The organism is Sphingomonas sp. FG14, assembly GCF_057809675.1.
This window is the reverse complement of the sequence record NZ_JBMDKK010000007.1, coordinates 24054-44461: the sequence shown is the minus strand read 5'-3', so window position 1 is coordinate 44461 and position 20408 is coordinate 24054. Positions and strand designations below refer to the sequence as shown.

Sequence of the window (20408 nt, the reverse complement as noted above, 5' to 3'; positions counted from 1 at the left end):
CCGGATCGATTCCATCGCGAAGGAGATCGACGATGGATATGCCTGAGACGGCCTGGGGTGTCGTCATCGTTGGAGGACCGGTCCTCTTCGGTGTGATCCTGCTCTGGGTGCTTTTCAACAATCGCCAGACCCGTGCCGAGCGCCGGCGGAGCGAAGAGGCCACAAGACGGCTTTACGAAGAGGAGGACGCTTCGGACAAGGCCCGGGAGGCGCCCGCCGAGCCTGCCCCCGTGCCCCGGCCTCGACCGGCGCCGGAGCCGGCGGTCGCGGACAATCTGTCTGCCCAACACCAGGCGCCCGGCGATGCCCGGCGCCCGAGCGATACGCTGGATCGCCCGAGCGGCGCGGTGCCGCCTTCCGAATGGAACCCGGGTTCCGATGAAGGAAAAAGCCGGCCGACCGCCCCTGGCGGAAGCGGGGCCTGACATGTCGCTCGACGATGCGATCACGGCGGCCCGCGCGTACCGGGAAGGGTTCGATCCGGGCGACCTGATCGACACCGCCTCGGGCTTTTCCGCCTATCATCTGGACCTTCTCATCGAATGGGCGGCGACCTGCGGCGAGGCGGTCGCCACCGCGGACGAGGAGGCGACGCTGCGGACGATGGACGTCACGAAGCTCGGCGATCCGGGCCTGGCGCAATTCTATTTCAGCGAGCTCGAAACCGACCCGGACCTTCTGGGCGAGATCGGCCAGAGCCTGCGTGCGGAAGTCGAACGGCGGGGCATTGGCGAGGAGCAGCTCAGCCTCCTCATCGAGCGGACCCGGCAGGCGCATGAGGCCGCCAGCGCGATCGAGGCGGCGGAGCGCGATGCGCCGCCCCACTTTCCCGAGGATGTCGAAATCCCTGAGCGTGAGTGATCAGGTCGTGCACGATCGCCATGGGAGCGTTGCGCGAGCCGAGGCGAGGGCCGGGAACCATCGATGACGAGTGTGATCCGAAATCGGAAGGCGGCGAACGCGGACAGCGCCGCCCGGCAGCCGGACGGCCACCTCGAACGGAGCGGACGGCATTGAGCGAGCGTTGCAACGAGATCGAGGCCCTGCACCATCGCATGGCGGCCGCGGCAGAAGCGCTCGACTACGAAGAAGCACGACGGCTCCGCGATCAATTGGCGCTTATCCGGGGTGGGGCAAGTCCTGAAGACGCGCGCGACGCGGATACATCCGGCCTTGTCCGGCAGCAACCCGGACAAATGGGTCTGGGCACCAGCCAGCACCGCGTGACGCCCCCCAATGGATGGAAACCACCCCCGAAACCCGATCTCCTGACCAACAGCTCAAAGCGCGGACGCCGCAAGGGCTGATGTCTTCAGCCGGGCCTGGAGCCACAATGCGTTGCCCGTAGCCGCGCTTGCGGCGGTGTTGTCGAAGACGCACCAGCTTTTCCCGGACGCTGCGGCGATCCGCGCTGAAAGGGCGGCCAGCCACGCCTCATCATATCGAGAGCGATACATCCGCGGCGATCCGTGCAGACGCCAGTAGCTGATCCCCCGCCACCCGCCCGGCCGTCCGGCCCGAGGCACCAATGCGGGATCGGCGGCGGCGCGGGCGACGCCCAGCCGCTCGAGGCTGTCGTCGACATTCTCGGCAAACCAACTCGCATGGCGAGGCTCGCAGACCAGTCCGGCCGCGCAGCAAGCGCGGAGTCTCGCGACGAAATCGACCAGCACGGCCTCGTCATATTCGAACCGCGGCGGGAGCTGGAGCAGCAGGACGTCAAGCTTCTTCCCGAGCGCGAGCACGCCGGCGAGAAACGCCGACAGCGCGTCGCCACATCCCGCAAGCCCGCGCTCATGGCTGATCACGCGCGGGATCTTGACCGAGAAGCGGAAGCCCTCGGGAACGCTCGCGGCCCAGCGGGCCCAAGTGGACGCCCGGTGCGACCGGTAGAAGGATGAATTGACCTCCACGCCTCCCAACCGCGCCGCATAGCGCTCCAGCGAGCTGCCCACCTGTGGAAAACACTCGGCGTCGGTGCGCGGGATGGACCACCCGGCAGTGCCGATGATCGGTGTCATCGCTACCCGCCTCCGAATCGATCTATCATCGCCTCGGGCGGCCCTAGGGCACGTCGCATTCGAGACGCACCACCGCGCCAACGGTTGCGGATCGACGGTCTTCCAGCGCCTCGCCCGCGCTCAGGCATTGTCGACGGTGGGCCGGCGACCGGCCAGATCAAACGCGTCCCCCGCCGCGAGGACATGGAGCCGCACGCCGAACATCGACAGCGCCTCCTCGCGCCGCGCCTCCGCGATGTTGGAGTGCGTCACGCCTTCCCCGTCGACGATGTACACGGCGCCCGACCCGATGACGCGGCACCGGTCCTTTTCCACGACAATGGCAGTATCCTCGTCGATCCCGATCCCGAGGATGCGGGGATTTTGCGCCACCGCGCCCAGAAGCCGACCGATCCGGCCGCGCTCGGCGAAATGCTGGTCGATGATCACATCGGGAACGAGGCCCAGGCCGGACGCCATGTTGAGGTCGCCGATACGGTGCGACTCAGCGCTGGATCCGCGGACGACCATGGTTTCGCTCATGACCGAAGCCCCGGCCGAGGTGCCGGCGATCACGCCGCCGCGGCGGTGGATGTCGCGGACCATCTCCTCGATCGGCGTGTCTCCGATCTGGCTCGAAATGCGCAGCTGGTCGCCACCCGTGAAGAAAAGGCCGGCGGCGTCCGACAAGAGCTGGCGGATCTCGTCCGAATGGGTCTCGTCACGTTCGTTCACATATAGTTCGACGAGATTGTCGACCCCGAGCGCGGAGAACGCCTTTTGATAGGCCGCGAAATACCCATCCGGCTGATGGCTGGCCACAGTCGCGATCACGAGCTTGCCGTCGCCCACGCGCGAGGCGATCTCCTTCAGGATCAGCCGATCCTCGTCCTTGTCCTCGTGCCCGCCGATGATGATGATCGGGCCTGATATGTCAGCCATGCGGCAGATGTCCTTCGAAGTCCGAATAATGAATCCCCGAGACCGTGCCGGACAGCTGGTTCGAGGCCAGCGCGACCGCGAAGTGCTTGCTGTTGTGGGCGATCCCGAAACGACCATTAGCATCGAGCATGATGATGCCAGCTTCACCGCCGACGCGCTCCAGATGCCGCAGCGCGGAAGCCGCGGCAGCTGCCGGGGTTCCTGCCGAAAGCGCGTCGATGGCGCGCGACGCAAGAAGAACGCGCAATATGCTTTCGCCGTCACCCGATATCGCGACCCCGCCCGCCGCGTTGTCGGCGTAGAACCCGCAGCCGGGTACCGGTGCGTCGCCGACCCGGCCGAACCTTTGGCCCGGCACGCCGCCGGTCGAGGTCGCGACCGCGAGCGCGCCGCTGCGGTCCCGCGCGACACAACCCACCGTGTCATGTTGGCGCTCCGGTTCCACCGCGGCCGGCACGTCCTCGAACGGGACGCCCCGCGCGCGGGCAAAGGCGCGCGCGCCCTCGCCGACGAGCAGAACGGTGTGCTCCGGCAGGAGCAGGCGGGCGACGCTTACGGGATTGCGGACATGGCCGAGGGCGGCCACCGCGCCGACCGCGAGCGTCGCGCCGTCCATGATCGCCGCGTCCATCTCCACCTCGCCGGTCGCGGTGGCGACCGAGCCGCTGCCCGCATTGAAGGTCGGGTCGTCCTCGAGCGTCCGGACAGCCTGTTCGGCCGCGTCGAGGGCGCTTCCGCCTGCGCGGAGGACGGCGGCACCGATCCCGGCGGCAGCTCTGCATCCGCTGCGGTTCGCCGCCTGCCGGTGAGCGGGAATGGTGCGGGCGCCGCCGTGCACGATGATGGACCAGCCCCCCTCAGCCATGGGGCCGGTCCCCGCCCGCTGCTGCCCATTCGGGCTCGAAGCTGTTCACCAGATCCCATACGAGATTGACCTGGGTCGGGCTCAGCACCACCACGTCGCCCGGTGAGGCAAGCGCCAGGCTGAAGAGCGTCGCTTCGCCTTCCTCGACGATGCGGTGGACGCATTCCGACCGCATGCCGCCGGCAAGCGCACCTTGCGACATCAGCGCGTTGATCTCGCCGCGCGGGCGCCCGCGCCCGTCGGGCGTCTCGCGAAAGACAAGTTCGTCGAATATCGAGGCGGCAAGCCTGCCCATCCCGACGAGATCCTCGTCGCGCCGGTCGCCAGGGACGCTGAAGGTTCCGATGATGCGCCGTCCGGGCTTGCGCAACGTGGCGAGATAACGGCTGAGCGCGGTGACCGCCGCCGGATTATGGGCATAGTCGACGATCACGGTGATGCCATGCACGTCGATGACGTTCAGTCGCCCGGGATTCTCGGCAAAGGTGGCGGCGAAGGAAGCGAGGCCTTCGGCGATGGTCGCGGGCTCGACCCCGAGCGCCGCCGTCATCGCGGCTGCGGCAAGCGCATTCTCGATATTGAAGGCGGCGGCGCCGTCCTGGGTCGCAGGAATCTCGCGCGGATCAATGACGACGTGCCGGGCGCCGTCACGATAGAGAATGACATGGTCGCGCCCATTCTCATGTTCGCGAACGACCGCCATGCCGCCGTCGCGCACATGCGCGTCGACAAGTTCGCCCCTGCCCGACATGGCGAACCAGCATAGCCGTCCCCGCGCACGGCGCGCCATGCGCCGGGTCATCTCATCATCGGCATTGAGGACGCTGTATCCCCGCCGCCTGACGGCCTCGACGACGACCGACTTGACGTCCGCGAGGTCATCGACGGTATTGATGCCCTTGATGCCGAGATGATCCTCGGTGACGTTGAGCACGCAGCCGACATCACAGCGGTCAAAGCCGAGCCCCTCCCTCAGGATCCCGCCGCGCGCGGTTTCGAGGACGGCCGCGTCGACCACCGGGTTGGCGAGCACCATGCGCGCGCTTTTGGGTCCGCTGGCGTCTGCGGCCCTGACCAGGTGGTCGTCGACATAGACGCCGCTCGTCGTCGTCAGGCCCACGCGCTTGCCGGCGGCCTTGAGGATCCTCGCGACCATGCGCGCCGTCGTCGATTTTCCGTTGGTGCCGGTGACCGCCACGATGGGGATCCGGCCGTCCTGTGGCCGCGGAAAAAGGAGGTCGAGGATGGGCGCGGCGACGTCGTGCGGTGCACCGTGGCTCGGCGAAAGATGCATCCGCAGACCGGGCGCGGCATTCACCTCCACGATGCCCCCGCCCGATTCGCGGACCGAGCGTGCGATGTCGGGCGCGAGCATGTCGATACCAGCGACGTCGAGCCCCAGGATCGCGGCGGCCTGCTCGGCGATGAAACGATTCTCGGGATGGACACGCTCGGTGCAATCCTCGGCGCTGCCGCCGGTCGACAGATTGGCGGTGTCGCGGAGCCGGACATGATCGCCGGCGCGGGGCACCGAGGCGGGGGTCAACCCCTGGCGTGCGAGCACCTGCTGCGCCGCGTTGTCAAGGGTAAGGCGCGTCAACATCGTCTCATGCCCCGCGCCGCGAAGCGGATTCTCGTTCTCGCGCGCGATCAGCGTCGCGATGTCGCTCGTCCCGTCGCCCCTAACCGATGCAGGCACCCGCCGAGCCGCCGCGACCAGCTTGCCGCCGACGACCAGCAGCCGGTGGTCGTCGCCGCGAAGCTGTTCCTCGACAATGACTCTCGCCGAATGCGCCCGCGCCGCCGCGACCGCGCCAGGCAGAATGTCGGGATGGATGATGTTCAAGGTGACGCCGCGCCCATGATTGGCGTCGAGCGGCTTGACGACGAGCGGCATCGCCAGCCGCACCGCTTCGCGGCGGACGTCGTCAAGCCCCCGGCAGACGGCCCCCTTTGGTGCGGGAAGTCCCGCATCACGCAGGAGCTTGCGCGTCGCGTGCTTGTCGCCGGCGAGTTCGACCGCGACATGTGACGTGCGTCCCGTGATGCTCGCGCGGATGCGCTGCTGCGCGCTGCCATGGCCGAGCTGGACAAGACTGCGCTCGTCGAGGCGCAGCACGGGGATGCCGCGCCGGCGGGCGGCATCGACGATCGCCTGGGTACTGGGCCCGAAGGCTGACTTCGCCAGCGCATCCCGGATCTCCGTCACCATCGCCATGATCGGCGCGTCGGGGCCGAGGCGGCTCGGCGGAAGGACGGCCGCGCCGGTCAGCGTGGCGATCTCGAGCGGGAGCAGCCCGGTCACGACGCGCAATGCGTGGAGGCCGGCGAGGAGAGCGGCGGTTTCGTCGCGATATTCGAAAAGAATGTCGTAGACGCCGGGACATCCTGCGACCGAGCGGGTCTTTCCTCGCTTTACGCGCGCGCCGGCGAGGCATTGCAGCTCGATCGCCACATGCTCGGCGACATGGCCGAGCCAGGTTCCACGCGCCATGCGCTCGACCAGCCCGCCGGGATGGCCCTTGCTGCAATGATGGTCCGCCAGCCCCGGCAATGCGGCGAGAAGCCGAGACGCGAAGCCGGGCAGCGTATCGGTCGGACGATCCTCGAGCGCGCCCAGATCGACGCGGATGCGGACCATCGGCAGGCGGCTGAACCGGTTGGGCCCGCGATAGACGGCCCGCTCCAGGATGGATAGGGGCCGGGCGGCGCGGATATCGCCCAAGGGGCCGGGGACCGGGCCATCGTTCGACATGGACAGGCAAGATTCTTCGAGCATGGATCCCTCGGCAGGCATTGCGGATCACAACGCGTCCATGTGTCCCGTGGCTGCACGCGCTCGGCCCAAAATCATCCTAATCTCGATCAGTGGCGGGCGGCGGCTCCCCGCGCCGGAAATGGGCCGCCGACAAACGACGCATCGCCGACTGAGTTCTCTAGCGTCATCGCCCGCGGCCTCGCACGCCCGGCCATGGCCAAGTCAAGGTGGCGCGCGCTTCTTCACACCTCCAAATTCGCCCCGATTGATCCAGATTAGCCAAGGCGTCGTGCGCTTCCGCTAACGAAACGACGCCCGGCGCCACGTCCCGGTCCGGCGCGCAGACGCAAACATATCTTTCAGGACATCATGACAGCAGGCATCGACAAGGCGGCGACCGGCATCGAGGGGTTCGACGACATCACGCTGGGCGGACTCCCCCGGGGCCGGCCCTCGCTCGTCTGCGGCTCGGCCGGGTGCGGCAAGACGCTTTTCGCGGCAACCTTCCTCGTCAACGGCGTACGCGCCGGCGAGCCAGGCGTCTTTGTCTCTTTCGAGGAGCGCCCCAAGGATATCATCGAGAATGTCGCGTCGCTCGGCTTCGCGCTCGATACCCTGGTGGAGGAGGGGAAGATCGTCGTCGAGCATGTCGCGATCGATCCGGCTGAAATCGCGGAGGTCGGAGACTATGACCTAGAGGGCCTTTTCCTTCGGCTCGAGCTCGCGGTCGACGAGATCGGCGCAAAGCGGATCGTCCTCGACACGATGGAAAGCCTGTTCTCTGTCTTCCAGAATCCCGCGATCCTGCGTGCCGAGATCCGGCGCCTGTTCGACTGGCTGAAGGACAAGGGGCTGACGGCCGTCATCACCGGGGAACGCGGCGACGGAACGCTGACGCGTCAGGGGCTCGAGGAGTATGTGTCCGACTGCGTGATCCTGCTCGACCACCGCGTCCACAGCCAGGTGTCGACGCGCCGACTGAGGATCGTCAAATATCGCGGCACCGCCCATGGGACCAACGAATATCCGTTCCTGATCGGCGAGGACGGCTTCAGCGTGCTGCCGCTGAGTTCGCTCGGCCTCGAGCACAAGGTCTATGACGAGCGGATCGCGAGCGGCATCACGGACCTTGACGCCATGCTTTCGGGCGGCGGCTTTCACCGCGCCTCGAGCATCCTTCTTTCGGGCGTCGCGGGATCGGGAAAGAGCTCGGTCGCGATGTCCTTCGTCGACGCGGCGTGCCGCAGGGGCGAACGGGCGATCTATTTCTCGTTCGAGGAGTCGGAGGACCAGACCGTGCGCAACATGCGCTCGATCGGCATCGACGTCGCGCCGTGGATCGAGCAGGATCTGCTCAAGTGCATCGCCGCCCGGCCCACCTTCTACAGCCTGGAAATGCATCTCGCGATCATGCTGCGCGAGGTCGCAAGGTATCGCCCGTCGCTCGTCGTGCTCGACCCGATCTCCGCCTTCATGGAGAGCGGCGAGGCGCTCGAGGTCCAGTCGATGCTGCTGCGGATCGTCGATTACCTCAAGTCGAACGGGATCACCGGCATCTTCACCCATCTCGCGCACGACCAGAGCGTCGCAAAGACCGATGCGGGACTGTCGTCGCTGATGGACGGGTGGCTGCTGCTGCTCAACCGCGAGGTCAATGGCGAGTTCAACCGGGAGCTCTACCTCTTGAAGGCGCGGGGCATGGCGCATTCCAACCAGGTGCGCGAGTTCGTGATGAGCGATGAGGGAATCCGACTCCTCACGCCCTATCTGGGCGAGAACGGCGCCCTGACCGGTTCGGCGCGGCGCTTCGAGGAGGCGCGGGCGCGCAGGCTGGAGACCGAGCGGCGGCAGGCGGTCTCGGCGCTGGAGACCCAGGTCGAGCAGCGGCGGCGCAAGGCGGAAGCGGCGATCGAGGCGCTCAGGGCCGAAATCGACGCCGACGAGGCGGAACTGGCACGAATGCGGACAGCCGAGGCGCATCATCTGAAACAGGCGGCCGCCGACCTCGCGGACCTGGCGGCGGGACGACATTCTTGACGTGCGAAGGGCCTGAAAACGAAAGGCCTTGGGAGTTTTCAATGGACGAGACGAACAAGCCGACCGAACTTACGCTCTACGTGGCCGGCCAGACGCCCAAGTCGCTGGCGGCGATCCGCAATCTTGAGCGGATCTGCGCTGAGCGGCTCGACAAGAGCTATGTGGTCAAGGTCGTGGACCTGAAGGAAAACCCGAAGCTGGCGCGCGAGCATAACATCGTCGCCATCCCGACGCTCGTTCGCCAGCTGCCGGTGCCGATCCAGAAGATCATCGGCGACCTGTCGGACACCGAGAAGGTGCTGATCCATCTGCAGCTCGGCAGTCCGGAATGAACCCGGAGACAATCGAGCAGCTGCCTCGCGAGACCCTCGAGCAACGCCTGCTCGAGGCCGAGGAGACGTTGCGCGCGATCCGCGATGGCGACGCCGATGCCGTCGTGGTCCGCGCTGCGGACGTGGACACGGTGTTCGCGCTCGCCGGCGGCGAGGAGAGCTACCGGGCGATCATGGAGGCCATCGACACAGGCGCGATCGCGCTCGATGACCAGAACCGGCTCCTCTACGCCAATGCCGCGTTCGGCCTGATCGTCGGACGCGACGCCGCCGTCCTCGAACGCGACGGCCTCTTCGCGCATCTCGAGCCGTCGCTCGCGCAGCTCGTGCGCGACGTGATCGCGCAATCCCGCGACGGGCGCCGCCAAGTCCAGTATGTGCAGGCGCGCGAGGACGGCCAGCGCCATTTCGTCGTGACCGCCGCGCCCCTGCCCCTCGCCTTCGGCACCGGATCGGCGCTCTCTTTCACCGACGTGACCGAACGCGTGCGCACCGCGGCGGCGGAGGAATCGAGCCGCATCGCGCGCGCGGTCATGGCGTCGACCAACGAGGCGGTGATCGCGTGCGATCGCGACGGCCGGGTGATCAACGCAAGCGCCGCGGCGGCGGGCCTTGTCGGCCGGGATCCGGTGGGGGAGCGGCTGGAGGATGTGTTCCCGCTATCATTCCCGATCGGCAGCGGCATCATGCATCCCGACGAGCTCGTTGCGATCGCCAATGATGGCAACGCAGTGAAGGGGCTCGAGGCCACGGCGCCCTTCCTCGATCCGCCGCGCGACCTGATGGTGAGCGTCGCACCGCTGCGGCTCTCGGGGGAAGTGATCGGGGGCAGCGTCGTCACCCTCATCGACCTGACCGAGCGCAAGTCGGTCGAGAAGCGCCAGGCGCTGCTCATGCGCGAGCTCGACCACCGGGTGAAGAACCTGCTCACCATGGTGCTCTCGATCGGCAGCCGCACCATCGCCGGAGCAAAGGATCTCGACGATTTCAGGCATCGCTTCACCAGCCGGGTGCAGGCGCTGGCGGCCACCCACAATCTGCTCGCCGACGCCGCATGGACGGGTCTCGGCCTGGCGGCGATGATCAGGCGGGAGCTTGCGCCCTATGTGTCGAGCACGGGTCCCCGGCTGGCGATGGACGAGTTCGACGTCACCGTCTCCCCTGACGTCGCGATCGCGTTCGGCCTTGTCATTCACGAACTGACCACGAACGCCGTCAAATATGGCGCGCTCTCGTGCGACGATGGCATTGTGAGCGTGTCCTGCCGGCCCGGCGAGGGCTCGTGCGAGGTCATGTGGACCGAGAGCGGCGGTCCCGCCGTTGTGCCTCCGGCGACCTACGGATTCGGCCAGACGCTGATCGCCCGCAGCTTCAGGCGGGGCGGCGCGGCCGGGGCAACGGTCGAGTTCGCGCCGTCGGGCGTCACCTGCCGCATGATCATCCCGCTGCAATGCTGAGACCTGACCAATTCCGCGGACATCCCAGCGCGCCACCCATTCGGTGAGCGTGCCACGGCCAGCCATATAGCCATGACGTCCAGAACCCATGCGGGCCAGGTGGGCTGTCAGTCGGGAACTCACATTCCCGAAAGGCGGGGCCTTGCGCGTTCCCCACGCCGGAACCGGATCGGCATCGGCACCGGCCGTTTCGTTACATGCGCCCGGATGGATGAGCGCGCGCCGACCTGATCGGCTTAGAGCGCCCCGGCGCCTTCCAGCGCTTCATGCGGGAGGGCAGGCACGCATTCGCGCCTCTGCTTGCGCGCGGCCAGCTTCCGCCACGTCTCGGCCGCCGCCAAATGGATACGCGCCCGGTTAGGGAGGCGTTCAGCCTCGGCGAGGCTCATCGCCTCGCGCACGAGCCACCAGCATCTCACGGGTCTCGGCGACATAGTCCGGCAACCCCCTCACCGCCGCGCCTCCACATTCGGCACACCCTTGGCCCGGTTCTCGCATTCCACGGCCATATGCTCGTGAAGCATGCGCGCAAAGCGGTCGGACGCCTTGCGCGCATCCAGCCAGTCCACGCGATGATTCCGGTCGATGGACAGCAATCGGCCGACGAGAACGTCACTCTTGGACTCGCCGCTCGCGGCTGGCCGCGCCCGGTCGATGGAACGCCGGCGCTGCCCGGACGTATCAGACGGATCGCATGGGAGAATGTCATGGCCGCACGTCCCTACTGGAGAGGGCAGATCAGACTGGCGCTCGTCTCGATCCCGGTCGAAATCTATTCCGCGACGAAAAGCGGCGCCACGATCGCTTTCAATCAGATCCACGAGCCCTCGGGCAAGCGCATCAAATACGAGAAGGTCGTTCCCGGTATCGGGCCGGTGGATGTCGACGAGATCGTGAAGGGCTTTGAATACGCCAAGGGCGAGTACGTGCTTCGGAGCCCCGCCAGGCGGCGGCGCTCGCGATCACCGCATTACCCTGAGCTCGTTTATCGACCGGCAGGCAGGAAAGATGGTGGAGCGCTTTCCTGCGGCGCCTGGCAAAACATTCAAGCCGATGAAGCCGAATCCTGCCCCGTACCGGCCTCGGCAAGTCGCGCACGGACTTTCGTCAGGCTATATTCGACCCGCTTAGCCACGTTGATGCGACCGCGTCCCTCCGTCAGCATCGTCCAGTCGGCGGGCGTGCAACGTCGGCATGAGCACGCATTTGGTCGCAACGCGCTGAACTGTTCTTCTCCAAGAAGGCGCGCATTTTGCGAGCACCTTCGGGCGTGATGAATAAGAGTGATCGCCGCGTATCAACGCTGTCCCGTGTCGCGGAAACCAAGCCAAGCGCTTTGAGGGTTTCAGCATGGCGACTGGTCGTATTGAGAGGAGAACCAATGCATGCAGCGACTGTCGACATGGGAAGACGCGTACCGCTTTCCGTTGCGATGAATGTGCAGAGCAGCAGATCCCAGGCAGGTTCTCCAAACAATCTCCCGAACTCCGAAAACTGCGCCTTTCTACGCTGGCGCTCGGTGAAGATCTCCATAGCAAATGATAGATGAAATGATTTGCACGGCACTGGAAAGTTGAACAAAAGCGCCTCCTGACCGCGCCTATTTGTTCACGCCAACCACCATTGAACAAGTGGAAATCGTCTTAATCTAAATCAACTCTAGCCTCTCGATCTGATCCACGACCCCGATGATCTGACCCCGGCCCGTGACTGCGCGGATGCCTGCCCGTGCCGCGCTCACGTTGAAACTGGCCATTCATGCCCCCCGCTCCGGGAGCGATCGCGCCTTGCTTCAGCAACACCAGTTCTGCTTGCCGGTGTTCCACTTCTCCATATTCTTGTAATAGTCCCGCTTGCGGTCGCGAATGAAGGTGTCGGTGCTTTCCCGTGCCGACTTTACAATGGCATCGCCCCAGGCTGACCAGTTGGGCGTGGCATAGATATCCCTGGGCGCGGGCGGGATCGGCACGGCATATCGCCCGCGCTTCTCCCAATAGGCATATTCGGCCTTGTTCAGCAGAGCGAGGTCGGTTCCCCCGCTGCTGCGCGCCAGGTTGAAGAAGGCGTCGGACGTGATCGGACAATTGGCCAGCATATAGTTGATCGTCTGCGGCCCGCGTCGCTCGCTGGTTTGCGACCATTCGCAGATCTTGCCCGACGAGAGCAGCCATTGATGGCGTTCCTCGAACTCCTTCGTCATCTTCGCCGCCAGCACCAGCCGTTCCTGTTCGCGCTGGGCGGCAAAGTTGCGCCGCGCGGCTTCGCGGTCAGCGATGAAGTTCGCGATCGTCTCGCGCGCATTGCCGCCGGTCGAGGTCAGCTTCCTGCCATAGGGCGCATCGCTGATGGTCTTCCCATCGATCAGGCGCCAGACCGGGTCGCCGGCCGGGCGCGCAGCGAAGAGATCGACATGGACGTCGGCGTCGAGCGTGTTGCTGCGTTCGATGTAGCGCGACATGCCGCTATAGGCCGGCAGCGTCGAAACGCGCGCCAGCACCGACTGGAGCGTGCCGAGTCCAGGCCGGACGCGCAGGCCCTGCGGGGTTTCCTCGACAACCGCCCAACCATGGGTGGTGGAGCCCGACCATGAATGGGTGTCGACCTTCAAGGGGAACACGCCGATCGCGCCCGGCGGCAACGGCAGAGGATCGCCATTGGGGCCGATTGGCTGATAAAGCTTGCCATAAGGCAGCGCGACGTGATCGCCGGTCAGGATCGTCGAGATATAATCGATGCTCAGCACCGGATAATTGTACCGGCCGTGCGGCCGCCACCTGTTCAGCTCGCGAGTCTGTTCCGGAGAAAGCGTCTGCCAGCGCTCGATCGCGCCGATCGCGGGCGAAATGGGCTCCCCGCGCATGGTGAGCACGCGGCTGAGCGGCGTGCCGTCCTCCGCGGTGAAATTTGCGATCAGCGTCCCGCCCGCCTGTTCCAGCATATTGGCGTCCTTGGGCCAGCCCTTGCCGCCCAGATTGCGTATCCGCACCGGTGTGGAGACATCCTCCAGTATCAGCGCGATCTCATTGGGCCGGGCATTGTCCCAATAGGCATAGGGGGTGCGGACGCCGTCCCAGTCATAGGTGAAGATGCGTTGCCAGGGCAGCGGCTCCTTGCGTTCGCCCTTGCCGAATTCATAGATCCGGTAAGCCAGCGCATTGAAGTCGATCAAACGCTCGTCGATGCTGACGACCGCCGCCAGTTTCGGGGTGAGCGGGATGACGCGGTGATAGACCGCAGGGACGAGAAGCTTGCCTTTTTCGTCGGCCAGTCCCTGCTTCACCCTGTTGCGGTTGGTGCAGCTGAACTGGATATAGGCTTCGCGGAACCGCGAACCTCCGGGGATCTGATAGATCTCCCCCAACAACGGCTTCTTCGCCGTGCCGACATCGCATTTCTGCGCGGCCGCGGGAGTGGCGGAAATCAGAAGCGCGGCGAAGAGCCACCCCGCACAGGCCATGGCGCAAGGCGGGATCGAGCGCAGGAAGAGCAGGGCGGCGGTCGCACGTCCGGACATAACAGTTCTCCATGTGCGACCGCCGCCTCCTTAGCCGGAACAAAAGCCGTGCAGCAACCCATCGCCTCGCCTGTCCAGATGCGAGCAAGAATTCCCCGCCGCCTGCCTCGCGGAAGTCTCCCCTGCCGGGACAGCCGCATGGCGTTCCGATCCCGGCAGCGCCGGTCCAGCCGGAGCCGCCCCCGTTAGCCGGCGCGCCGATGACGCCGTAGACGTCGAAACCTTTGGCGGCTTCCGCGCGTATTGACTGCGGATCTACCCCTGCCCCGGCCCTTTCAGGCCGGGGCATTTTCTTTGCATGAACGCTTGGCGGAACCAACGGCCTTCCCGCTCGTAGGTTTGCCAGAGGCCGCGCCTGCGGGCTGCGGCCTCGGCCCCGACCCTTCACCCGGGTCGGGGCTTTTCTCCCCGCCGGTATTCGCGACAGCACCTGCATGGCTATCCCAACCTGACCATCAGGATCTGCTGCGTGCCGCCACCAGCTTTCGAAAGCTGCTCCCGCATAAACGCACGACGGTGCACAAGCAGGCCACAGCATTTCCCCGGGATGTCTCGGTCCGTTCGCGCGCCGGAATGATACGCCTTTTCAGCTGATCCGCGCTAGGCTAGTTTATCGCCGTCTCCAGCCCGAGCGTGTCGGCGACCGAGAGTAACTGGAAAGCTCCCGCTTATGTCTGGAGCAATTCCATGGCTGAGAATAATCGCGAATATTACCAGCGGCGTCTTGAAACGCAGCGGAAGATGGCGGCCGATGCGGCGCATCCCGGTGTCCGCACGCTTCATGAAACGATGGCCACCGCCTATTCCAGGATCATCGAAAAGATGGCCGGGGGCCAGCGACGCTGATCGCGGCTTTTCTTGCCGACGCCCGATCACGCAAGGCACAGATGTCGTGTCTGTACAATGTGAACGACCGGGGCGCGCCATTTCCGCCGCGTGACCCAGGCGTCTTCCAATACGGATTCCCTGACACCGGCCCGGCTATTCCCGGGGCGGTCGGTTTTTTCGGCCCGGCGCGGCTTGGGCAGCCTGCCGGAGCGTTATGGACGCCATCACCTGGCTCAAACTCCGAGCCGAGCCCCATTACAATCTCTTCTCCCCACCGTCCTGCAGATGCCGTCGAGGGCAGCGCTCATATTCCGCACGCGACCGGCTTCGCCGGTGCGCGACCTCCAGAACCAAATCGAATATTTCGCGGTTCTCATGAGCACTCCCGAGCCAGGCCGGGACGAATTCGAGTGCGGGTTCGTCGCCGAGCTTCGCCTTGTGAAAGCGGTTGGTCGCATCCTCCAGCACGGCGGGCGAGGTTCCGAAACAGCGTCAGGCCGCCCGCTTGCGGCCCACCAGGAGTTCATCAGCCGAAAGTCCGCGGCGCTCGATCTCGATCTCCATCATGACCACATCGGTCGACGGCCCCTTGATGCCGGCTTCGATCAGCTCGAAATACCGGTCGGCCAGCTCGGCGGTGCTGAAGCCGCGAAGCTGGTCTTTGGCAAGCGTCGGCTTCATGGCTTCGATCATCTGATGAAAGGGCGTCATTGCGGATCTCTCGAATCGGGTGCGTTGCCAGCCTAGACGGGGACCTGCTTGTTCTCAATATGTTCCCATGCTCAGAATGGACCACGGTCGATAATTCGCCCCCTGCCCGCGCGGATCATCGCGAGACGTTGGGGCCTTTCGCCCAATAGAGTCGGCACGGCGGGATGTTCCACCAGACATAGGACCTGCGGATCTGCCGGACACGCCGGGCGAGGTCCGTCCCCAACGTGCCGCGCATCTGGTATGCCGCAAAGGTACCCGCCGGGCTCATGATCTCCATGCTCCTGTCGAGAACATCCGCGCGCTCGCTTGGAGAAAGCGTCGAAAACGGTATGCCGGTGATGATGAGGTCCGCGCTTCCCAGCCCGCGCTCGGCGAGGATCTCGCGGACGGACGCGGCAGACGCGGTAACCGCAATCAGACGCGGATCAGCGATCGTCCGGCGAAGATAGTCCGTGAAGTCCGCGTTCACGTCCATCGCCAGCAACCGACTGCTCCGCGACATTCTGTCCAGTGCGCCGCGTGTGAGGGGACCAGTGCCCGGCCCATATTCCACCACCGTCCGGATCCTCGGCCAGTCCAGCGGATCGAGCAGATGGCTCACGAGGCGGCGGGAGGCCGGAAAGGCCGAACCGATCGCCAGCGGCTCATGGAAGAATTGCCGAAGGGAAAGCAACAGGCCGGAGGGCTTGCCTGGCGCGGCGGTGTCGTCGGGGATGGTGGCCATGAACGGTCTCATGTGATGGTCCGACAGTGAACGTCGCATCCCTGTCCGAAGTTCAATCCAATCCGGGCTAAGGTCGATCGCCCCTCGGCAAGGCTTCGAAAAGCGTCCGTTCACGAACCCTCCCGGTACGTGAATGGCCCCGACGCGCTGGACATATGCGCATCGCCGCCGCTGACCAGGGTCGGCCACCGTCCGGAAGCAGGCCGGCTCCCTGCCCACCGCCTCGCATGTGCAGCATGGAGAAAGAATGCACGGCACCCGCCGGATGGGGAAGGAGCGCCGGCGCAGGGCCGACGCGGGGGGCGCTCCGCAAGCCATCCCGGTCCTGGAGCCAAGGTCACGACGGGCCTGAAGTTCCCGCCGGCGGGCGATGACAGGCGTATCGGGACTGTCGCCGGACACCACCGGCCGCCTTGGTCGGACGGCGGGAATGCGGCCCTCTCCCCGCTAAAGCCACTTGCCTTCTCGAAGCACAAACATCGCGGATAACCGAAGGGCCGCCCTTTCGGGGCGGCCCTTCCATTGTCCTGCCTGTAAGACGGCTCAGACGCGCCGGGCATCCGATAAGGAAGCCAAGCTCATGAGCGCCGCCTCGCGCGGCATGGTACAATGAGACATTCGACCACCTCCTTTCCGTTGTTGAACAATGACTTGAATATGGGTGGCAACAGCGCGAATTCAATATGTGCCGCACTCCCGCTCATGTCGGGAGCGCAATCCGGGACCGGAGGTTTCCGAGCACGTCCCGCGCTTCGAAAGCGCGCAACTCGCTGCCGGGCTTGCGTCCCCGCCCCATGACGATCTCGGCTGTAGCCTCGTAACGATCGACAGTGCGGATATCGATCTGGCGATCCCAGAATGGGTCTCCCCAGAAGGGATCCCAGGTCCGCCAGCCGAAGCCACGGCCATAATAGCGCCAGCTCGGCCCCCAATATCCCCATGGGCCCGAAGAGAACGGCCGGTCGACATAGGTCCGGCTGCGCCGCTCAGTGTCGCGGTCTGCCATGACAAACCAGTCATAGCCCCGGTCCAGCGTCAGTTCCGCCGCGCGGAACAGCAGATAGGTCTCGACGGTTTCGCGCGATGTCATGCTGTTGCCCGCGAAACTGACCCGGTAGCGATTTGCCTCGATACGCTGGTCGCTATAGCCGCCGCTCGTCCGCGAACCGCGTTCGAGCGGCTGATAGGGCGTGGGTGTCGCGCAGCCGGATATCAATGCGATCGTTCCGATCGCGGCCAGCAGTGAGCGAAGTCTGGTCATGCGGGGTCTCCATAAACAGCCGTCGCCCCCCGCCCATTGTCGACGCACTGAATTCCTTGCTGTTTTCCGCAATGCACGCGCTCCGCCTATTGTTCCGTCCAGGGTTAAGTCAGCGATTGAGGCCAGGCGGTCGTGCTTGGACGACGGCATCGGCGCGTTTCTCAGGCCGGATATAGACCGAGCTGATCTGGGGCATCTGGCCCTTGAGATCGGCCTCGATCGCCTCGATCAGCGCTTCTCCGTCCCCCATCGTCACGCTGTCCTCGAAATCAGCGCTGATCGCGACGAAAACGGCGTCGGGCGCGGTGTGGATGGTCCGCACATGGTTGACCGCGCTGATCTCGCCACGGCGCTCGACACACTCCCAGATCGCCGCGACCAACTTCTGATCCGCGCTTTCGCCGATCAGCAGCCCCTTCGCCTCGCGCGCCAGCAGCATCGCGACGCCCGCCAGGATCGCACCGATCGCGATCGAGGCGACGCCATCCAGTCGCGCATCGCCAGTCGCATGGCTTGCCCATATCCCGGTGCCCGCAAGGACGAGGCCGAGCAATGCGGCACTGTCCTCGAACAGCACGATGAATCCGGTCGGATCCTTGGAGCGCCGGATCGCGGTCCACCAGCCCATGCCGCCACGCCCGGCATTGAACTCGCGGACGGCGATCAGCCACGATCCGCCCTCGAGCAGAAATGCGACGGCGAGCACGACATAATTGATCGTCGGATCACGCAGCGGCTCGGGCTCTGCGATGTGGAGCCAGCCTTCGTAGATCGAGACGCCGGCGCCGACCGCGAAGATCAGCATCGCGACGACAAAGGCCCAGAAATAAAGCTCCCGGCCGTAACCGAAGGGATGCGCGGCATCCGCCGGTCGCCTCGCCTTGGCTTGGCCATAGAGGAGAAGCAGTTGGTTGCCGCTATCGACGAGCGAATGAACACCCTCTGACAACATCGACGAGGATCCGCTGATCGCCGCCGCCGTGAACTTCGCGACGGCGATCCCCAGATTGGCGGTCAGCGCGCCATAAAGGACGATGTTGGTCTTGATATGGGCGGCAACGCCGCGCTCGCTCGGACCGGTCATCGCATGATGCCATGGCCTGGTCGCCGCATCGCGGCATCGCCCGTTTCCGGGTCACGCATCGGTGGGCGGCACGGGTACCTCGCCCGCCGCCTTGGCGACTTCCACCGGCCGGGCAAGACCGAGTGCTGCCAGCGTATCGACGGCATCCTCGAAACCACCCGCGCAATAGGTCGCCACGCCGGCCCGCGAGATCTCAGCCAGCGCTTCCGCCTTGGCGCCTCTCGAGCAGTCGCCGGCCACGTCGCGTATGAAGATCGCGGCGATGCGCTCGCCGAACTGCCGGACCGCTCGCGCATAGATCTCGACGTCCATCTGGCCGTTATCCCCCATCAGCAGGAAGCGATGATCGGGATAAAAGGCCAGGATGGTCTCGATCGAGGCGAGCTTGTGCGTGTCATGCCCGGTCTTGATGAACTTGGCCGGATCGATGCCGATATCCTTCAGGAACATCGGGCCGTGCGGAATCCGGTTGAGCTCCATGAACTCCGTCAGGAAGCCGTAGAGATTCCACGGGCTCGATGAAACATAGAAGAATGGCCGGGTCGGCGCGGCGTGATTGCCCGCGATCACGCCATAAAGGCTGGCCGCTCCGGGCACGGCCAGCCTGTCTCCGGGGCGCTCGGCGAAGACGCGTCGCCAATTCTTGAGGAAGTTGGTCGGGCCGGTCTCGATCACGGTGTCGTCGATGTCCGAGATAATGCCCCAGCGGTCATCGACACCCGGTGCGAGGATCGGAACCGCCACCGATGCCGCCTGCATCTGGCGTCCCGGTGTCGAAAGCGTGGCAGCCTCCCATATTGTGGCCGAGGGCAACGGGCGGTCGACGGGGAGGGAGAAATGGAAATATCCCTCCTCGTCGCTCACGGCATCGTGCTGCTCGCCCTTGAACGCGCAGCGAACAGCCACGCCCGCGACCTCGTGGCTGTTGTAGATCGCCATCATCGCGCGCGCCTTCGACCAGGTCGAGCGGCCGGTCTTCAATGGCTCGGCATATCGGACGATACGCCCGCTCACCCGCATCTCCGCACCATTGCGATAACCCGCATAAGCGAGCATCCGGACACGCTCGCCATGCGCGTCTCCGGCAAGGAAATTCTGGAGCCGGTCGATATCCGCCTCGAGTTCGACCGCGCTCGCGTGGATGAATTGCCGGAATCGATCCGCGACTGTCATTCCTGCTGAAACCGGAGCAGCACCATCAGGTTCCCCGGCGATCCGCGCCGTACCGCAAAAGGCGGATCGCCCGGTCATGCGCGTTCGCGCGCGCCCGGAAATGTCGCGACGCGATAAAGATACCAAAGCAGGATCACCGCCATGATCGCGGTGCTGGCCGGTCCCAGATAGCGCTCGACCTCTTCATAGCGGCTGCCAAGCGCATAGCCTGCCAGGCCGAGGGCGCTCGTCCAGGCGCCTGCGCCGGCGAGGGTCAGCAGCATGAAACGCGGCAGCCCCATGCCGAAGATGCCTGCGGGGATCGAGATCAAGGTGCGGATGCCGGGAACCAGATGACCAACCGGCACCGCCCAGCGGCTGTGCGCCGCGAACCATTGGTCGAGCGCGTCGATATCCTTGGGCGACAGGGTGATCCAGCGACCATGACGGCCAGCCCAGCGTTTCAGCCGCTTCTCGCCGAGCCAGCGCGCGACGCCGTACCAGAAGAGCGCACCGGACAGCGTTCCCGCCGTGCCCGCGATCAACACCCCCGCCAGGCTCAACTCTCCGCCGCTCGCGGTGAAGCCGGCCATCGGCATGATCACTTCGGATGGAAGCGGAGGAAACAGGTTCTCGAGGAACATCAGCAATACGATGCCGAGATACCCCATATCCTCCATCAGGCCGGTGATCCATTCGGTCATGCGCGCGCTCGCCTCGTCCGATCAATGGCGCATCAA

General features: G+C 65.6%; 18 protein-coding genes and 1 pseudogene. 8 read left to right on the top strand and 11 right to left on the bottom strand.

Annotated features, from left to right (window positions below; all coding sequences use genetic code 11):
* Positions 1–32 precede the first annotated feature (32 nt).
* From ACODTA_RS18895 to ACODTA_RS18885, 3 genes are all read left to right on the top strand, one after another.
* On the top strand, positions 33–425 hold the full coding sequence (locus ACODTA_RS18895) for a hypothetical protein (protein ID WP_489067532.1): 393 nt from the start codon (positions 33–35) through the stop codon (positions 423–425).
* Entirely contained in the window at positions 379–861 is a 483-nt protein-coding gene (locus ACODTA_RS18890) for a hypothetical protein (protein WP_489067531.1), read from the top strand. The genes ACODTA_RS18895 and ACODTA_RS18890 overlap by 47 nt, the downstream gene beginning before the upstream one ends.
* Positions 862–1013: 152 nt before the next feature.
* Positions 1014–1307: a UvrB/UvrC motif-containing protein gene (locus ACODTA_RS18885; RefSeq protein WP_489067530.1), complete on the top strand. Its 294-nt coding sequence runs from the start codon at positions 1014–1016 to the stop codon at positions 1305–1307.
* Here ACODTA_RS18885 and ACODTA_RS18880 read toward each other — a convergent pair.
* From ACODTA_RS18880 to cphA, 4 genes are all read right to left on the bottom strand, one after another.
* Positions 1281–2021 (bottom strand): DUF72 domain-containing protein, encoded by a 741-nt coding sequence (locus tag ACODTA_RS18880; RefSeq protein ID WP_489067529.1) that lies wholly within the window; start codon positions 2019–2021, stop codon positions 1281–1283. The two genes, ACODTA_RS18885 and ACODTA_RS18880, sit on opposite strands and share 27 nt — an antisense overlap.
* Positions 2022–2141: 120 nt before the next feature.
* Complete coding sequence (locus tag ACODTA_RS18875) at positions 2142–2942, bottom strand: cyanophycinase (protein WP_489067528.1); 801 nt, start codon at positions 2940–2942, stop codon at positions 2142–2144.
* Positions 2935–3807, bottom strand: coding sequence for an isoaspartyl peptidase/L-asparaginase family protein (locus ACODTA_RS18870; protein WP_489067527.1), 873 nt, complete (start codon positions 3805–3807; stop codon positions 2935–2937). The genes ACODTA_RS18875 and ACODTA_RS18870 overlap by 8 nt, the downstream gene beginning before the upstream one ends.
* Positions 3800–6562 (bottom strand): cyanophycin synthetase, encoded by a 2763-nt coding sequence (gene cphA / locus ACODTA_RS18865; protein WP_489067526.1) that lies wholly within the window; start codon positions 6560–6562, stop codon positions 3800–3802. Before cphA ends, ACODTA_RS18870 begins: the two co-directional genes overlap by 8 nt.
* Positions 6563–6934: 372 nt before the next feature.
* Between cphA and kaiC the strand changes: the two genes are divergently transcribed.
* The 4 genes and pseudogenes from kaiC to ACODTA_RS18845 form a co-directional block, all read left to right on the top strand.
* Positions 6935–8602 (top strand): circadian clock protein KaiC, encoded by a 1668-nt coding sequence (gene kaiC / locus ACODTA_RS18860; protein ID WP_489067525.1) that lies wholly within the window; start codon positions 6935–6937, stop codon positions 8600–8602.
* Positions 8603–8643: 41 nt separating this feature from the next.
* Positions 8644–8934 (top strand): circadian clock KaiB family protein, encoded by a 291-nt coding sequence (locus tag ACODTA_RS18855; RefSeq protein ID WP_489067524.1) that lies wholly within the window; start codon positions 8644–8646, stop codon positions 8932–8934.
* Positions 8931–10391 (top strand): sensor histidine kinase, encoded by a 1461-nt coding sequence (locus ACODTA_RS18850; RefSeq protein ID WP_489067523.1) that lies wholly within the window; start codon positions 8931–8933, stop codon positions 10389–10391. The genes ACODTA_RS18855 and ACODTA_RS18850 overlap by 4 nt, the downstream gene beginning before the upstream one ends.
* A 707-nt stretch (positions 10392–11098) precedes the next feature.
* Positions 11099–11332: pseudogene (locus tag ACODTA_RS18845) on the top strand (Ku protein); the annotation flags it as partial.
* Between the two features lie 851 nt (positions 11333–12183).
* Here the strand turns inward: ACODTA_RS18845 and ACODTA_RS18840 are convergent.
* Positions 12184–13905: a hypothetical protein gene (locus ACODTA_RS18840; protein ID WP_489067522.1), complete on the bottom strand. Its 1722-nt coding sequence runs from the start codon at positions 13903–13905 to the stop codon at positions 12184–12186.
* 687 nt (positions 13906–14592) lie between these two features.
* Here ACODTA_RS18840 and ACODTA_RS18835 point away from each other — a divergent pair.
* The gene (locus ACODTA_RS18835) at positions 14593–14751 is read left to right on the top strand and encodes a hypothetical protein (protein ID WP_489067521.1); all 159 of its coding nucleotides are present in this window, start codon (positions 14593–14595) and stop codon (positions 14749–14751) included.
* Between the two features lie 474 nt (positions 14752–15225).
* Here ACODTA_RS18835 and ACODTA_RS18830 read toward each other — a convergent pair whose 3' ends face one another.
* The 6 genes from ACODTA_RS18830 to ACODTA_RS18805 all read right to left on the bottom strand — a co-directional run bounded on the left by ACODTA_RS18830 (position 15226) and on the right by ACODTA_RS18805 (position 20372).
* Positions 15226–15426 (bottom strand): hypothetical protein, encoded by a 201-nt coding sequence (locus tag ACODTA_RS18830; RefSeq protein ID WP_489067520.1) that lies wholly within the window; start codon positions 15424–15426, stop codon positions 15226–15228.
* A 133-nt stretch (positions 15427–15559) separates the two neighbouring features.
* Positions 15560–16285 carry a class I SAM-dependent methyltransferase gene (locus tag ACODTA_RS18825; RefSeq protein ID WP_489067519.1) on the bottom strand — a complete coding sequence of 242 codons (726 nt, stop codon included), beginning with the start codon at positions 16283–16285 and terminating at the stop codon, positions 15560–15562.
* A gap of 586 nt (positions 16286–16871) precedes the next feature.
* On the bottom strand, positions 16872–17432 hold the full coding sequence (locus ACODTA_RS18820) for a CC0125/CC1285 family lipoprotein (protein WP_489067518.1): 561 nt from the start codon (positions 17430–17432) through the stop codon (positions 16872–16874).
* A 109-nt stretch (positions 17433–17541) separates the two neighbouring features.
* Positions 17542–18516, bottom strand: coding sequence for a cation diffusion facilitator family transporter (locus tag ACODTA_RS18815; protein ID WP_489067517.1), 975 nt, complete (start codon positions 18514–18516; stop codon positions 17542–17544).
* Positions 18517–18567: 51 nt separating this feature from the next.
* A complete protein-coding gene (locus tag ACODTA_RS18810; protein WP_489067516.1) occupies positions 18568–19689 on the bottom strand; it encodes an App1 family protein phosphatidate phosphatase in 1122 nt (373 codons plus the stop codon).
* A 74-nt stretch (positions 19690–19763) separates the two neighbouring features.
* On the bottom strand, positions 19764–20372 hold the full coding sequence (locus ACODTA_RS18805) for a DedA family protein (RefSeq protein ID WP_489067515.1): 609 nt from the start codon (positions 20370–20372) through the stop codon (positions 19764–19766).
* Between the last annotated feature and the right edge of the window lie 36 nt (positions 20373–20408).

Excerpts from the sequence above, each read along its gene's own strand:
- ACODTA_RS18850 (WP_489067523.1), top strand. The coding sequence starts at position 8,931 with ATGAACCCGGAGACAATCGAGCAGCTGCCTCGCGAGACCCTCGAGCAA.
- ACODTA_RS18855 (WP_489067524.1), top strand. The coding sequence starts at position 8,644 with ATGGACGAGACGAACAAGCCGACCGAACTTACGCTCTACGTGGCCGGC.
- ACODTA_RS18820 (WP_489067518.1), bottom strand. The coding sequence starts at position 17,432 with ATGACCAGACTTCGCTCACTGCTGGCCGCGATCGGAACGATCGCATTG.
- cphA (WP_489067526.1), bottom strand. The coding sequence starts at position 6,562 with ATGTCGAACGATGGCCCGGTCCCCGGCCCCTTGGGCGATATCCGCGCC.
- ACODTA_RS18830 (WP_489067520.1), bottom strand. The coding sequence starts at position 15,426 with ATGATCGAAGCCATGAAGCCGACGCTTGCCAAAGACCAGCTTCGCGGC.
- ACODTA_RS18880 (WP_489067529.1), bottom strand. The coding sequence starts at position 2,021 with ATGACACCGATCATCGGCACTGCCGGGTGGTCCATCCCGCGCACCGAC.
- ACODTA_RS18810 (WP_489067516.1), bottom strand. The coding sequence starts at position 19,689 with ATGACAGTCGCGGATCGATTCCGGCAATTCATCCACGCGAGCGCGGTC.
- ACODTA_RS18835 (WP_489067521.1), top strand. The coding sequence starts at position 14,593 with ATGGCTGAGAATAATCGCGAATATTACCAGCGGCGTCTTGAAACGCAG.
- ACODTA_RS18875 (WP_489067528.1), bottom strand. The coding sequence starts at position 2,942 with ATGGCTGACATATCAGGCCCGATCATCATCATCGGCGGGCACGAGGAC.
- ACODTA_RS18840 (WP_489067522.1), bottom strand. The coding sequence starts at position 13,905 with ATGTCCGGACGTGCGACCGCCGCCCTGCTCTTCCTGCGCTCGATCCCG.
- ACODTA_RS18870 (WP_489067527.1), bottom strand. The coding sequence starts at position 3,807 with ATGGCTGAGGGGGGCTGGTCCATCATCGTGCACGGCGGCGCCCGCACC.
- ACODTA_RS18805 (WP_489067515.1), bottom strand. The coding sequence starts at position 20,372 with ATGACCGAATGGATCACCGGCCTGATGGAGGATATGGGGTATCTCGGC.
- ACODTA_RS18815 (WP_489067517.1), bottom strand. The coding sequence starts at position 18,516 with ATGACCGGTCCGAGCGAGCGCGGCGTTGCCGCCCATATCAAGACCAAC.
- kaiC (WP_489067525.1), top strand. The coding sequence starts at position 6,935 with ATGACAGCAGGCATCGACAAGGCGGCGACCGGCATCGAGGGGTTCGAC.
- ACODTA_RS18895 (WP_489067532.1), top strand. The coding sequence starts at position 33 with ATGGATATGCCTGAGACGGCCTGGGGTGTCGTCATCGTTGGAGGACCG.
- ACODTA_RS18890 (WP_489067531.1), top strand. The coding sequence starts at position 379 with ATGAAGGAAAAAGCCGGCCGACCGCCCCTGGCGGAAGCGGGGCCTGAC.